Source organism: Bradyrhizobium sp. CB82, from assembly GCF_029714405.1.
GTDB lineage: Bacteria > Pseudomonadota > Alphaproteobacteria > Rhizobiales > Xanthobacteraceae > Bradyrhizobium.
This window is the reverse complement of sequence record NZ_CP121650.1, coordinates 3,227,526-3,242,063: the sequence shown is the minus strand read 5'-3', so window position 1 is coordinate 3,242,063 and position 14,538 is coordinate 3,227,526. Positions and strand designations below refer to the sequence as shown.

Annotated in this window: 14 protein-coding genes and 1 pseudogene; 3 read left to right on the top strand and 12 right to left on the bottom strand. The window is 63.5% G+C overall.

Annotated elements, in window-relative coordinates:
- Window positions 1-5 precede the first annotated feature (5 nt).
- The 3 genes from QA640_RS15505 to QA640_RS15495 form a co-directional block, all read right to left on the bottom strand.
- Complete coding sequence (locus QA640_RS15505; RefSeq protein WP_283041476.1) at window positions 6-1,361, bottom strand: hypothetical protein; 1,356 nt, start codon at window positions 1,359-1,361, stop codon at window positions 6-8.
- An 86-nt stretch (window positions 1,362-1,447) separates the two neighbouring features.
- A complete protein-coding gene (locus QA640_RS15500; RefSeq protein WP_283041475.1) occupies window positions 1,448-1,651 on the bottom strand; it encodes an ABC transporter substrate binding protein in 204 nt (67 codons plus the stop codon).
- Window positions 1,651-2,442 carry an ABC transporter substrate-binding protein gene (locus QA640_RS15495; protein WP_283041474.1) on the bottom strand — a complete coding sequence of 264 codons (792 nt, stop codon included), beginning with the start codon at window positions 2,440-2,442 and terminating at the stop codon, window positions 1,651-1,653. Before QA640_RS15495 ends, QA640_RS15500 begins: the two co-directional genes overlap by 1 nt.
- Before the next feature lie 197 nt (window positions 2,443-2,639).
- Between QA640_RS15495 and QA640_RS15490 the strand changes: the two are divergent.
- Window positions 2,640-4,357: pseudogene (locus QA640_RS15490) on the top strand (caspase family protein).
- A gap of 172 nt (window positions 4,358-4,529) precedes the next feature.
- Here the strand turns inward: QA640_RS15490 and QA640_RS15485 are convergent.
- The 6 genes from QA640_RS15485 to QA640_RS15460 form a co-directional block, all read right to left on the bottom strand.
- Window positions 4,530-5,648, bottom strand: coding sequence for a cobalamin-independent methionine synthase II family protein (locus QA640_RS15485; RefSeq protein ID WP_283041473.1), 1,119 nt, complete (start codon window positions 5,646-5,648; stop codon window positions 4,530-4,532).
- Window positions 5,649-5,666: 18 nt separating this feature from the next.
- The gene (locus QA640_RS15480; protein ID WP_283041472.1) at window positions 5,667-6,383 is read right to left on the bottom strand and encodes an ABC transporter ATP-binding protein; all 717 of its coding nucleotides are present in this window, start codon (window positions 6,381-6,383) and stop codon (window positions 5,667-5,669) included.
- The gene (locus tag QA640_RS15475; RefSeq protein WP_283041471.1) at window positions 6,376-7,131 is read right to left on the bottom strand and encodes an ABC transporter ATP-binding protein; all 756 of its coding nucleotides are present in this window, start codon (window positions 7,129-7,131) and stop codon (window positions 6,376-6,378) included. The genes QA640_RS15480 and QA640_RS15475 overlap by 8 nt, the downstream gene beginning before the upstream one ends.
- Complete coding sequence (locus tag QA640_RS15470) at window positions 7,128-8,156, bottom strand: branched-chain amino acid ABC transporter permease (protein ID WP_283041470.1); 1,029 nt, start codon at window positions 8,154-8,156, stop codon at window positions 7,128-7,130. The genes QA640_RS15475 and QA640_RS15470 overlap by 4 nt, the downstream gene beginning before the upstream one ends.
- 9 nt (window positions 8,157-8,165) lie before the next feature.
- A complete protein-coding gene (locus QA640_RS15465) occupies window positions 8,166-9,035 on the bottom strand; it encodes a branched-chain amino acid ABC transporter permease (protein WP_283041469.1) in 870 nt (289 codons plus the stop codon).
- A 203-nt stretch (window positions 9,036-9,238) separates the two neighbouring features.
- On the bottom strand, window positions 9,239-10,417 hold the full coding sequence (locus tag QA640_RS15460; protein WP_283041468.1) for an ABC transporter substrate-binding protein: 1,179 nt from the start codon (window positions 10,415-10,417) through the stop codon (window positions 9,239-9,241).
- A gap of 527 nt (window positions 10,418-10,944) precedes the next feature.
- On the opposite strand from QA640_RS15460, the gene QA640_RS15455 reads away from it, so the two are divergent.
- Window positions 10,945-11,238, top strand: a complete 294-nt coding sequence (locus QA640_RS15455; protein ID WP_283041467.1) for a hypothetical protein — start codon at window positions 10,945-10,947, stop codon at window positions 11,236-11,238.
- 27 nt (window positions 11,239-11,265) lie between these two features.
- On the opposite strand, the gene purU is transcribed toward QA640_RS15455, so the two are convergent.
- Complete coding sequence (gene purU / locus QA640_RS15450) at window positions 11,266-12,129, bottom strand: formyltetrahydrofolate deformylase (RefSeq protein WP_283041466.1); 864 nt, start codon at window positions 12,127-12,129, stop codon at window positions 11,266-11,268.
- A 140-nt stretch (window positions 12,130-12,269) separates the two neighbouring features.
- Here purU and QA640_RS15445 point away from each other — a divergent pair, with 140 nt between their 5' ends.
- Window positions 12,270-13,109, top strand: coding sequence for a uroporphyrinogen-III synthase (locus QA640_RS15445; protein ID WP_283041465.1), 840 nt, complete (start codon window positions 12,270-12,272; stop codon window positions 13,107-13,109).
- Window positions 13,110-13,126: 17 nt separating this feature from the next.
- Here QA640_RS15445 and QA640_RS15440 read toward each other — a convergent pair whose 3' ends face one another.
- On the bottom strand, window positions 13,127-13,807 hold the full coding sequence (locus tag QA640_RS15440; protein ID WP_283041464.1) for a redoxin domain-containing protein: 681 nt from the start codon (window positions 13,805-13,807) through the stop codon (window positions 13,127-13,129).
- A 31-nt stretch (window positions 13,808-13,838) separates the two neighbouring features.
- Entirely contained in the window at window positions 13,839-14,519 is a 681-nt protein-coding gene (locus tag QA640_RS15435) for a redoxin domain-containing protein (RefSeq protein WP_283041463.1), read from the bottom strand.
- Window positions 14,520-14,538: the final 19 nt, after the last annotated feature.

Here is a 14,538-nt window from a genome sequence, read left to right as displayed (position 1 = left end):
TGATGTCAATCACGCCGGCGCGAGATGACGTAGGATTCGTCGTAAAACCAGAGCCCGTTGTACTTGCGGAGCACGTCCCTGGCAGCATCCAGAGTGCGGCCGTTTTGAGTCATTTCCGTCAATCGGTCGTCCTCAATCTGAGCGACATACACCGCCGCATTCCACGCTGCAAAGGCTGTCGAGGTTCCGATGGCCCCGGTCACCTCGTTGGGCAGCGCTTCCATATCATACCGGAAGATCGAACGGTTATCGGCATATGTGTTAAAGTTAAGGTCGCGGCCCGCCGATCCGAGCTCGTATTTCACAGCGCGCAATAGCTCATGACGGCTCACCGAGAAAGGGTTTTCTCCGGGCCAGACAGCCTGGATAATTTCCATGCCCGGATCCTGGCCGTGAGAGTGGATACCGATCAGGCGACCACCGGCCCGTAAAGACCGCGCCAGCGGTGCAATGATGCGTTTTGCCCGGAAATTGACCGATGATTTGGCCCGGTATGGCTGGGATGCAATAACGAGGTCGAAATTGGCCTCGGTCTGGCCCGGACGCGGAATGGTCGAATCAAGCAGGAATCGGTGGTCCTCCCGGTACAGCACCAGCACCACCGGCCGCTCGTAAAGCGGCATGCCGGTCCGCGGGCCGACTGCCGCACGCCAGTTCTGCTCCAGGAAGGGCTTTAAGTCGGCGATCTGAGTCTCGAAATCGCCCGAAGCGGTGCCCCGCAGCGGCACCTCATGCCAGACCGTGGCGGCGGCCGCCGCAGGTGACGCCGGCGTCAGCCAGGGCGCCTCGGCATAGTGCATGTTGGTGAAGACGAAGACCGAGGCCGGATGCTCGAACAGCCGGTCCGGCACCTTCTCCAGAGTGAGGCGGACGTCCTCGAGACTGAGCTCCTTGCCCGCGACATAGAACGGCATGTGTGGAAAGCGCTGATGCATCGCGCGCAGCACACGCGCGAGCACCGTGCCGTCGCCGACGCCGGCATCGAACACCCGCAGCGCCGGCGGCCGCGGATGAATGCTGGCAAGCTCCAGCGCCACGCGATCGGCGATCACCCGCTTCTCGCTACAGGTGTGGACGAACAGCAGGTATTTCTGCCGGTTCTCGAAGAAGCGGAAATTGCCGCGCGGATCGCGCTTCTCGGGCGGCACCTGCAAGCCCCGCGGCGGCGGCACGCCACCCGGCATCGATACGGCCATATAGGCCTGGATGCGCTCCAGCGTGTCGATGGTGATTCGCTTGCCCTCACGCAGCCGCTGCACCAGTTTGCCATCGTTCACCGCACGCCGGCCAAAGGTCGATTCCGCCATGTCGGCCTTGCGGCAGAATTCGGTGATTTGGCTCAGGATCTCGTCGTTTTTCATGGGTGGGACGGAGTGGGCAGCGGGCTGGGGCCCACAGCTCCTACCACGATCTGCCCACAGGGGGAATGCGGGTCCTGCCTGTCAGTTCAATCAATCATCTCGTCGGCATTGGACAGCAGCGCGGGCGGCAGGACGAGGCCGAGCGCTTTGGCCGTCTTCAGGTTGATCAGGAGTTCGAACTTGGTCGGCTGGTAAATCGGGATGTCCCCCGGTTTGGCTCCCTTCAGGATTTGGTGCACATCCTGGGCCATGCGCCTGAGCAATTCCGCGAGGTCGACCGTATAGGCCATCAATCCACCAGCATCGACGTAATCGCGGTACGGACCATCGTCGGCAAGCGGTGTTTCAGGGCAAGCTCTGCAATGAGCTGCCGGTGAGCGTAGAGGTCGCCTTCGCCTGTGATCAAGACTGCTTCCGGCCGTCGCGCGGCCATCTCCGTGAAGAGACGTTCGATCTCCGCAGTCGTCCCGATGTTCGGGACCATCGAGACCAGTGAAATTCCCAACTGGCTGCTGACATCGCGCAAGGCCTGCCCAAACGAACCTTCCCACCCGTCACGCATCCCGAGGAAGGCGACGCTCGCGGTCTGAGAAACGGCTTCCTTCAGCAATGCGAGGCGCTTCCCCCAGATCTCGATGCCCGCATCGAGTGTGATACCGGTCAGGTTGCCGCCGGGCCGGGCCAGGCTGACGATCAGCCCTGCCTTCAGCGGATCCAGCATGAACGCCACCAGCGGTATCGTGCTGGTCCTGGCCTTGAAGGCGACCACGACCGGATTGGTCCCGGTGACGATCAGATCCGGATTGCGCGCCACGATCTCCCGGGCGAAGTCGGCATAGCGCTCGTGATGCCCCTCGGCGGAATAGCGCTCGATGATCAGATTCTGGCCTTCGACGTAGCCCAGCCGACGGAGCTCTCCGAAAAACGCCCGCCACGCGGTCCCCCCGCCGGCTTCGGTCAGGAGGCCAACGGGGATTGCCGGATGGAAGATCGCAATGCGCTGGGGCGTGCCGCGCTGTGCCCGCGCGGGTCGGATCGCCGTTGCAAGCAACAGACCGGCTGTAAAATCGCGCCGCCTCATTGCACAACGCCCTGGACGTCTGAGCAACGCTCGCATCGTATCAGGTTACGAGGGCGCGACGCAGAGGAATTGGCGGCAGCTGGCCTTCAGGAGCTGATCCAGCCCAGGTCGAATTGGGTCATTGTTTCTGCCCTTGAACCATCACCGGCAACCCGGCAACAAACAAGACAGGCTTCACCTCCGGGGGATTTCCGACCATGCGCCGCCTGCTCGTTGCGCTCGGCCTGCTTGTCACGGCGCTCTGGAACGCTTCGGCCCTCGCGCAGTCGCGCGCGCAGCTCGGGCCGCTCTGCACCACCGACACCACGCCGGCGGACCAGCAGATCGACGCCTGCAACAAGATCATCGCGCTGAAAGTGTTCAAGGGCGGCCAGCTCGCCACCGTCTATTTCTGGCGCGCCGTGGGGTGGAACAAGAAGGGCGACTACGCGGAGGTCATCACGGATGCGACCGAAGCCATCCGCCTGGAGCCGAGCCAGGCCGTCTACAATCTGCGCGGCTCGGCCTATTTCGACAAAGGCGAGTACGACATCGCGATCGCCGATTTTGACGACGCGCTGAAGCTCGGGCCGCCGAGCGGGATCATCTTCCACAACCGCGGCAACGCCTTTCAGGGCAAGAAGGACTATGCCAGGGCGATTGCCGATTTCGATGCGGCGATCAAGGCCGATCCGAAATCAGCCTTCTCGTACCAGAACCGCGGCGCCTGCAAGGAGGCGCTCGGCGACCTCGATGGCGCACTTGCCGACATCAACCAGGCCATCCGCATCGACCCGAGCCTGTCGCAGCCGCTGGTGCACCGGACCACGATCTGGCGCGCCAAGGGCGAGCTCGACCGCGCCGTTGCCGACGGCAGCGAAGCGATCCGGCTCGCCAGGGACAAGCCGCCGGTCAACATCATGACGCCGCCGAACAGCGTGCTGATCTCGGCCTACACGTTCCGCGGCCTCGCCTATGAGGCCAAGGGCGACTACGCGCACGCCAAGGAGGACTACAAGGGCGCGCTCGGGGTCACCGCCTCGGACGCCGCAGCAAGTCCAACCAGGCGACCGCGAAGGTGCGGCTGTCGCTACTATAAGATGCAACCGTGCCGACGCCAGGTGATACGCCGACCTCGACGGCGCAGCAGACGAATGCGCCTGCAGGGCAACCGGCGAGCACGGCGCCTGCACCCTCGCCCACTCCGGCAGGCCGCGGCAAGCGCATGGCGCTGATCATCGGCAACGGCGCCTATGCCCACGTCAAGGCGCTGCCCAATCCGCCCAACGATGCGCGCGCAGTCGCAAAGAGCCTGCGCGACATCGGCTTCATGGTGTCGGAGGGCATCGACCTCGACCGCGCGGCGATGCAGAAAATGACGCGCGACTTCCTGCGCGATGCGGCGCGGGCGCAGGTCGCGGTGGTCTACTACGCGGGCCACGGCGTGCAGATCGACGGCCGCAACTATCTCATCCCGATCGACGTCGAGCTGAAGGCAGGCGCCAACATGATGGAGGCGATGATCGACATGGATACGATCATGGCCGGCCTCGACGATCAGGTCCGCACCAACATCCTGATCTTCGATGCCTGCCGCAACGACCCGATGGCGCCGCAGGTGGCGAGTGCCGGCGCCAATCGCGGCATCGAGGGCGCCTCGGGCCTCGCAGCGCCGACCAGTCTCGGCGCGGGCGCAACGCTGGGCGCTGGCACGCTGATCGCATTCGCCACGGCGCCGGGCCAGGTTGCGCTCGACGGCGAAGGCGCCAACTCACCATTCTCGTCCGCGCTCTCCCGCCATATCGGCACACCGGGGCTCGAGGTGCAGCAGATGCTGACGCGCGTGCGTGCGGAGGTCGTCGCGTCGACCAAGAACAAGCAGGTGCCATGGTCGAACTCGTCGCTGCTGGGCGAGGTTTATCTGGCGGAGAAGTGACGGCGCCAGTGCGCCGTCGGTCAGGAGCGCCACGCTATCCGCCACGCGCTCAGCTGTCATCGCCCGGCTCGACCGGGCGATCCAGCATTCCAGAGACAGCGAAGAAGTACGGAGAAGCCGCGGCGTACTGGATTCCCCGCTTTCGCGGGGAATGACAGCGAACTAGTGGGCTTCAGTTGCCCCACACTTCCTTCGCGATCTCGACCGCGAGGCTGAGCTTGGCCCACTGCTCGTCCTCGGAGAGGATGTTGCCCTCCTCGGTGGAGGCGAAGCCGCATTGCGGGGATAGCGCGAGCTGCTCCAGCGGCGCGAACTTGGCGGCTTCTTCCAGACGGCGCTTGATGTCGTCTTTCTTCTCGAGCTCACCGAACTTCGAGGTGATGACGCCGACCACAACGACCTTGTTGCCCTTGGGCAGGAAGCGCAGCGGCTCGAATCCGCCGGCGCGGTCTGAGTCATACTCCAGGAAGTAGCCGTCGTAATTGGTGCCGGCGAGCATGGTCTCGGCGACCGGCTCGTAGCCGCCCGAGGAGATCCAGGTCGAGCGGAAATTGCCGCGGCAGACATGCGTCGTCACCACCATATCCGCGGGCTTCTCGGCCAGCGCGTAGTTGATGATGCGCGCGTAGATCTGCTGGAGGCCGTCCGGATCGTCCCCGCGCTCGCGCGCCTTCTTCAATTCGTCCTGCGAGCAGAGATAGGCCCACACGGTGTCGTCGAACTGGAGATAGCGGCAGCCGGCGTCGTAGAAAGCCTTCACGGCCTTGCGGTAGGTCTTGCCGAGGTCCTCGTAGAACGCATCGAGATCGGGATAGACGTCCTTCGAGATCGCCTTGCGGCCGCCGCGAAAATGCAGCACCGCCGGCGAGGGGATCGTCATCTTGGCGGTGACGTGGGCCTGGTCGGCATATTTCTTCAGGAACCTGAAGTGGTCGAGCATCGGGTGGTTATCGGGGAAGTCGAGCTTGCCGATCACCCGCACCGCGTCATGCCGCGTCTCGACGCCCGCGAACTGGATGCCCGTGTCCGGGTGGAACAGCTCGCAACCGGTGAGCTTCGACAGGAAGTCGAAATGCCACCAGGAGCGGCGGAATTCGCCATCGGTCGCAAGCTTCAGGCCGATCGAGGCCTGCTTATGCACGACCTTCTCGATCTCCATGTCCTCGATCTTGCGCAGATCATCGGCCGAGATCTCGCCCTTCTCCGACTTCGCGCGGGCTTCCTTGATCTTCGCCGGACGCAGGAGGCTGCCGACCTCGTCGGCGCGGAAGGGGGGTTTGGTTCGCTGCATTGGTTCACTCCCGAATTTCTAATGGGCGGCCGCCCCGGCGACACCGAGGTGTCGCTCGAGGACCGACGGGTCGGCCTTCAGCGCGGCGCTCGGGGCGTCGTGGACGATCGTTCCGCGCTCCAATATCACAACGCGGTCGGCAAGCCCCAGAATCTTTTGAGCGTTCTGCTCGACGATGATCGAGCAGATGCCGCCGGCCCGGGTGATGGTCCCGATCGCCTTGAGGAGCTCCTCGACGATGATGGGCGCAAGCCCCTCGGTCGGCTCGTCCAGCAGCAGCACCTTGGGATTGAGGGTCAGCGCGCGGCCGATCGCCAGCATCTGCTGCTCGCCGCCGGAAAGCTGGTTGCCAAAGTTGCTCCGCCGCTCCTTCAATCGCGGGAACATCTCGTAGACCTTCTCGACCGTCCAGAGGCCGGGCTGGGCCACGGCGGTCATGTTCTCCTCCACCGTGAGCGAGCGGAAGATGTTGCGCTCCTGAGGCACCCAGCCGATGCCGGCGCGCGCGCGCTGGTCGGGCCGCAGCGAGGTGACGTCGGTACCGGCGAGTGCGACCGAGCCGGAAAATCGTCGTGTGACGCCGACGATGGAGTTGATCAGCGTGGTCTTGCCAGTGCCGTTGCGGCCCAGCAGCGCAAGCACCTGCCCCTCGGCGAGGCACAAGGACATGTTGGGCAGCACCACTGCCTCGCCATAGCCGGCGCGCAGAGATTCGATTGCGAGCAGGTCAGACATTGACCGCCTCCTCGCCGAGATAGACGGCCTTGACTTGCGGATCGCGCGCAACCTGGTCGGGCGGCCCCTCGGTGAGCAGCGCGCCCGAGACCAGCACCGAGATGCGGTCGGCGAAGGAGAAGACGAGATCCATGTCATGCTCGATCAGGAGCACGGTGACGTCGCGGGGCAGCGCTGCCACCACGGCAAGGATGTCGTGGCGCTCGCTTTCGGGCACGCCGGCGGCGGGTTCGTCGAGCAACAGCACGCGCGGCCTGGCCGCGATTGCGACGGCGATCTCGAGCAGGCGCTGCTTTCCGTAGGGCAGCGTCACCGTCTGCTCGTTCATGACGTCGAGCAAATGGAAGTGCTTGAGGAGCTCGGCGATCTCGCCATTGACGTCGTCACGGGTACCCATCCGCCGCCACCAGTCGCCGCCATGGCCGAGGCGTTCGGAGACGGCGAGGCCGATGGTTTCGAGCGGCGTCAGGTCGGGATAGAGCTGATTGATCTGGAAGGTGCGCGACAGGCCGCGCAGCACGCGCTTATGCACGGGCAGATCGGTGATGTCCTGGCCTTCGAGCAGGATCCGACCACTGTTCGGCTTGAGCACGCCGGTGAGCTGGTTGATCACCGTGGTCTTGCCCGCGCCGTTCGGGCCGATCAAGGCATGGCGGGCGCCCTGCTCGATCCTGAGCGACAGGTCGCGCGTCACGCGCAGGCCGCCGAACTGCTTTTCGAGATTTTTGGTTTCGAGCGCGATGGTCATGCGTCGCTCTCCGGCACGGCGACGACCGCCTTGCGACCGGCAATCTGCTTGATGATCAGGTTCGGCACGAACAGTACCCAGCGGTGGAGGCGCTGGCGGCCGACCAGCACAATCACGACCAGCACGAGGCCGATCCAGAACTGCCAGTATTGCGGGGTGATGGTGGAAAACCATTCCTGGAGCATGCGGAACACGACCGCGCCGATCAGACCGCCATAGAGATAGCCGGTGCCGCCGATGACGAGCACCAGCATGAGGTCGGCGGAGCGCTCGAAAGCGAACACGTCGAGCGAGGCGATCGCCGTGGTCTGGGTGAACAACGCACCCGCAATCCCCGCATAGAATGCGGCAAGCGTATAGACCGCGATCAGGCGGCGGTTCACGGGAATGCCGATGGCGGCGGCGCGCAGCGGATTGTTCTTGATGGCGCGCAGCGACAGGCCGAACGGCGAATGCACGATGCGGCGCGCGAGCAGGAACAGGACGAACAGGACGGCGAGCGAATAGAAGAACCCGGTCTTGCCGAACATGTCGAAGGCAAACGTTCCGAAGATCGGCTGCATCTCGATGCCTTGCAGGCCGTCAGTGCCGCCGGTGATGTTGGAGAAGCGCTCGGCGAGCGCTTCAAGCAGCAGTGCGATGCCGAGCGTCACCATGAGCCGGGTCAGGTCGACGCCGCGGATGACGAGGAAGCTGGTGACAAAGCCCAGCACCATCGCCGCAAGACCGGCGACGACGAGCGCAATCACCGGCTCGTTGATGATCCCGTGCAGCGCGAGAAGCCCCGCGCCATAGGCCCCGACGCCGAAGAAGGCGGCATGACCGAGTGAGACGATGCCGGCATAGCCGAGGATGAGATCGAGCGACATCGCAAACAGCGCAAGCCGCACGATGTCGGTCATGATCAGATAGCGCGAGGGAAACACGAAGCCGCAGGCCAGCACGAGTAGCCAGAAGGCGACTTCGCCATAGTGCCAGCGCGCATGGCGCTGGGCATGATAACCGACGTCGGATGCAGTGCTCATCGGCTCAACTCAACGCGCAGCCGCGCGGCCGAACAGGCCGTTCGGGCGCCAGATCAGGATCACGATCATCATGGTGTAGATCACGAAGGGACCCATCTTCGGCACGTAATACTTGCCGGCCACGTCGCCGATGCCGAGCAGAAGCGAAGCCAGAAATGGACCGGTAATTGAGGAGGAGCCGCCGACGGTGACCACGATCAGGAAGTAGATCATGAATTTCAGCGGGAAGTACGGATCGAGCCCGAGGATCTCCGCGCTCAGCGCGCCGCCGAGGCCCGCGAGGCCGCAACCGAACGCAAAGGTGAAGGCGAACACCTGCGGCACATTGATGCCGAGGCCGCTAGCGGCGCGCGGATCGTCGACCGCGGCGCGCAAGCGGCTGCCAAAGCGGGTCTTCGCCAGCACGAGCTGGAGCGCGATGGTGAGGAGACCGCAGATGAGGATGATCATCAGCCGGTAGCGGCCGATGCCGACGCCGAACAGGTCGAACTGGCCCTGGAGCGCCGCCGGCAGATTGATGAACACCCGCGACGATCCCATGACGTAGTCGACGGCCGCAACCGACATAAACGTCAAGCCAATCGTGAACAGCACCTGGTCGAGATGGCTGCGCGTATAGAGGTGGCGGTAGAGCGTTCGCTCCAGCGCGATGCCGATCACGGCGGCGGAGACGAAGGCGAGCGGCAGTGCGGCGAAGAACGGCCAGCCCTGCTGGTTGACCAGCACGGCGCAGATATAGCCGCCGGCCATGGCAAAGGCGCCGTGCGCGAGATTGACGAAGTTCATCAGACCGAGCGTGACCGCGAGCCCGCAAGCGAGCACGAACAGCAGCATGCCGTAGGCAACGCCATCGAACAGGTTGGTGAGGATTGCGGTCATCGGACGTCTTAAATCATCTCATGTGTAGCCAAGGGCCGTACTGCGCTCCCTCTCCCGCTTGCGGGAGAGGGTTGGGATGAGGGTGTCTCCAAAGAGAGACTCCCAACGAGGAGATAGCCCACACCCGGCGCTTTGCGACGAACCTCTGCCGCAAGGGCGAGAGGTGCAGTGAGTTTGCGGCGCGCTCCGCAAACAACACGTCCTTATTTCTTGGTCTTGCCGAGATCCTTGACGGCCTCGAACGTCTGGAATTCGACGTTGTAGAGCTCACCGTCGACCTTCTCGACCTTGCGGATGTAGATGTTCTGCACAATGTCGCGCGTCTCGGGATCGATCGAGATCGGGCCGCGCGGGCTCTCCCACTTCTGCCCCTTCATCGCCTCGACCAGCTTGGTGCCGTCGGTGCCGCCACCCGTCTTCTTCAGCGCCTCGTAGATCAGGTGGATGCCGTCATAGCCGCTCACGGCCATGAAGCCCGGGCGGTTGCCGAAGGCCTTCTTGTAGGCCGCAACGAAATCCTTGTTCATCTGCGATGGATGCGCCGCAGAGTAGAGATGGGCGGTCACGGTGCCGAGCACGGCATCGCCCATGTTGTTGAGGAGATCGTCGTCGGTGACGTCACCCGGTCCGATCACCTTGATTCCGGCCTTGTCGAGACCACGCTCGGCATACTGCTTCATGAAGTTGCCGCCCTGGCCCGCCGGCACGAACACGAAGATCGCGTCGGGCTTGGCGTCCTTCATTCGCTGAAGGAACGGCGCAAAGTCCGGATTGGCCAAGGGCACCTTGACCTCTTCGACGACCTCGCCGCCGCCGGCGGTGAAATGCTCCTTGAAGAAGTTGAGCGCGTCATTACCCGGCGCGTAGTCCGAGGTCAGCGTTGCGACCTTCTTGATGCCGTTCTTCACCGCCCAGTCGCCGATGATGGTCGAGGACTGCGCCAGCGTGAAGCTGGTGCGCACGATATAGGGCGAGCGCTCGGTGATGATTGAGGTGCCGGCCGCCATCACGACTTCCGGAATCTTCGCCTGGGTGGCGAGCGGCGCCGCGGCGAGTGCCGCCGGCGTCACGCCGAAGCCGGCAATGAAATTGACCTTGTCGTTGACGATCAGCTCCTGCGCGGCGGTCTTGGTCTTGTCGGGAATCGCGGCATCGTCCTTGACGATGATCTCGACTTTCTTGCCGGCGACGGTGTCGCCCTTCTGCTGCATGTAGAGTTTGATCGCGTTCTCGATCTGCTTGCCGGTCGAGGCCTGGCCGCCGGTCATCGGCAGGATCAGGCCGACCTTCACGGTATCGTCCGCCCTGGCGGGCGTGGCGGCCACGAGGCCCGCGACGGCCGCGAGCGTGGCCACCCATGACAATTTGCGACGTCCGAACATCAAAATGTCCCTCCCCTTATTCCTTCTCTTGCGCTCTGAACCGAGTGCCCGGCTCTGCGTCACCATTACCAAGAACGGACCATGCGGCGGGGCCACATGGCGTCTTTCGCGCCCCTATTGTCAATCGAACGTTCGGCGACCATTCGGCGCAAGCTGGACGATACGATCCTCGACAATAAGGAGCGATTTTACGGTAATCTATTACCTATTATTCCTATTATCGGGCCTACCGACAATTTGTACGCTTGTACAAATAGAATGGCCTTGTCAACGAAGATCCCTTCGTTCGCCACGCGATTTGTGACGAGCTTTCTGGGGGACTGTAAGCGGGCCTGACCGACGATGGATGGATGATTCCACCATTCATTTGCAGAATTTGAACATCGCCTGATGGAATGCCGGCTCGGCACTTTGGTATGAAAATACCCTTCTCGAATAAGCCAATTTTACCTGTTGAAGCCTAACCTGCTCGAGACACTGACGCGCTGCGGCGCTCGATCAATCACCGCACCGGCGCCTTCGAAAAGATGACCATGCATTTCCGTTCGCTTCCGATCGTCGCCGCAATCACCTTGCTGGCCTCCGGGCTGACCGGCTGCGGCACGGTCAACGAGAAGCTTTCCGCAGGGATGGGCGACTACGTTCCGCACTGGGCCGGCGGCCTGCCGGCCGACGCCCCTCCACGCCCCGGCACGCCGCAATACGACGCCTGGATGAAGGAGCGCGAACGCAAGCGGATGATGCCGGCCGCGGACCGCGAAAAGGAAGAGCAGGCGCAGAAGGGCGCCACGGGCGCCACCTCCGGCGACGCCGTGCATTAGGATGGCGACTCGCCACTCCTCCACTTACTAATCCATGAACACCACGGTCTTACGGCCGTTGAGAATGACGCGGTCGTCCAGGTGGTAGCGGATCGCCCGCGCGAGCACGCGCCGCTCGATGTCGCGGCCCTTGCGGACGAGATCGCCGGGCATGTCGCGATGGCTGATGCGCTCGACGTCCTGGTCGATGATCGGGCCCTCGTCGAGATCGTGCGTCACGTAGTGCGCGGTCGCGCCGATCAGCTTGACCCCGCGCTCATGGGCCTGGTGATAGGGCTTTGCGCCCTTGAAGCCCGGCAGGAATGAGTGGTGAATGTTGATGCAGCGCCCCGACAGCTTTGCGGAAAGATCGTCCGACAGGATTTGCATGTAGCGCGCGAGCACCACGAGATCGGTCTTCGTCTTGGCGACGAGATCGAGGATCTGCGCCTCCTGCTCGCGCTTGGTTTCCCTGGTGATAGGTAGATGATGGAACGGGATCTCGCCGAAATCGAGCCCGGAATAGGCCTCGCGCGGATGGTTGGAGACGATCGCGGTCAGGATCATCGGTAACTCGCCGGTGCGCCAGCGATAGAGGATATCGACCAGGCAGTGGTCGGACTTCGACACCAGCAGCATCGCGCGGCGATGCACCGCGCGGTCGCGCATCTGCCACTCCATGCCGAAGCGCTCCGCGATCGCGGCGAAACCGGTCTGCAAGGCCGACAGCTCGACGGCGAGATCGGCGGCCGTGAACACCACCCGCATGAAGAACTTCTTGGTCTCGATATCGTCGAACTGCTGGGCGTCGAGGATGTTCTGTCCGTTATGGGCGAGGAAGGTCGACACCGCCGAGACGATGCCCGGGCGATCCGGACAGGAGAGCGTCAGAACATATTGATGGTCGGGCATGAGCGTTGATGAAGGTTTGGGCAAGCGATACGGAACAGGTCGATTTGCGTCCTGCTCTATCACCGGTGCCGGCCTTGCGCCAATCCCAAGACCGGAGTCAGGATGAACGCAACATTGCAATTCCAAACCGAGGCTCGACCATGGCCGACCGGCTGAACGGCTACCGCATCCTGATCCTGGAAACGCGCGAGGAGGCCCAATTTTCCAAGCTTCTCGCTGAACAAGGCGCCGACGTCGTGCAATGCCCGATGTTCGCCATTCACGACGCGCCGGACCCCGCGCCGGTCGAGGCGTGGATCCGACGCTCTGTCGACAGGCCGTTCGACGACCTCGTGCTGATGACCGGCGAAGGCCTGCGGCGGATGATGAAGCTCGCGCGCGAGCGCGGGATCGACCAGGCGTTTGTCGCGGCGTTGGCGAAGTCGCGCAAATTCACCCGTGGCCCCAAGCCCGGCAAAGCCCTCCGCGAGGTCGGGCTGGATTCGCAGCAGACCACGGAGAAGCCGACCACCGAGGGCGTCATCGAGATGCTATCGAAGATCGATCTCCGGGGGCATCGGCTCGGGATTCAGCTTTATCCGGACAAGGATCACAGCGCGCTGATCGGCTCGCTCGAGGCGCAAGGCGCCGAAGTCGATAGCGTGTTGCCCTACGTCTACGATCCCAAGGCGGCGGATGCGAATATCGTCACTGCGATCGACGACATGGCGGCGGGACGGATCGATGCCATCGCGCTCACCAATCTGGGCCAGGTCCGTCGCCTGGTCGAAGCCGCGAAGGCGCATGGCAGCGAGGCGCGCCTGCGCGCAGGATTAGAACGGACGCTGATTGCGTCGGTGGGACCGGCGGTCTCCGGCGAACTCGCGGCGCACGGCTTGCGCACCGACATTGCGCCGGTGGAAGACCACTACTTCATGCGTCCGCTCATCACGGCGATGGCGGCGGCGCTCGCCGAGAAGCGGCCGAAGGTAGCGGGTTAATCGCCGGACACCGGTGCCTAGCCTGCCACCTGCGAGGCAGCCGACATCAACTCCTGTGGGCTCGGCGCCCCGAACATGCGCTGGCCGCCGTCAGGAACCTCGGTAAAAGTCCAGCGCACGATCCCCTCCCGATCGAGCAGGAATTGGCCGAATAGCTGGCCCTGGCCGGTTGCCGCCATGCGCTGATCGGCTTCCATCATCTCGTAGCCGTCCTTGTTGTTGAGGTACTCGGCCGCCGCCGGCCGGGTCATCGGCCCGGGCAATTCGCCCGGCATCGCGACCGGCATGCTCATGACCACATCCATGCCAACCTTGCGCGGCCACTCGGTCTCGTTCTCCGTGAATTCGAGATTGGGCAGGCCGAAGGCGCGATGCGAGACCCGCTCGGGGTCGGACGCGGCGAGCAGGTTTGGCAATGGATGATAGCGGAAGTAGAGCCGCGCGCGCTCGATCGGCGTATTGACCACGGTGAGGCTTTCGACGCCCTTGTCGCGCAGAGCTGCATCAAGCTGTGCCTGTGCCGCGATGTGGCGCCGGCAGAACGGGCAGTGCAAGCCACGAAACAAGCCGACCAATATCGGACTATGCCCGCGAAAATCTTCGAGCGCGATCTTTCCCTCGCGTGTGATGGCGTCCAGCACGATATTCGGTGCACGATCGCCCGGTTGAAGTGGTCCATCGACATGACGCTCTGACATGGTTGAACTCCCTCACGTTAGCTAGCGGTGCCTAGCCTGCCATCTGAGAGGCCGCCGACATCAACTCCCGAGGGTTCGGCGCTCCGAACATGCGCTGGCCGCCGTCAGGAACCTCGGTGAAGGTCCAGCGCACGATCCCCTCGCGGTCGAGCAGGAACTGACCGAACAACTGGCCAAGGCCGGTTGCTTCCATGCGCTTGTCGGCTTCCATGATCTCGTAACCGTCCTTGTTGTTGAGGTAGTCAAACGCCGCCAGTCGATTCATCGGTCCGGACAATTCGCCCGGAATTTCGACCTGCATGCTCCTCACCACATCCATGCCTACCTTGTGCGGCCACTCGGTTTCGCTTTCGGTAAACTCGAGATTGGGCAAGCCGAACGCGCGGTGCGACTTGCGCTCGGGATCGGATGCGGCAAGCAGATTGGGCAACGGGTGGTACCGGAAATAGAGTCGCGCGCGCTCGATCGGCGTGTTGACCACCGTGAGGCTTTCGACGCCTTTCTCGTGCAGGGCGGCGTCAAGTTGCGCCTGTGCCGCGATATGGCGGCGGCAGAACGGGCAATGGAGCCCCCGAAACAAGCCGATCAATATCGGACTTTGTCCGCGGAAATCTTCGAGCGCGATCTTTCCTTCGCGTGTGATGGCGTCCAGCACGATGTTCGGTGCACGATCGCCCGGTTGAAGTGGTCCATCGACATGAGTTTCGGACATGGTCGAACTCCCTCACATT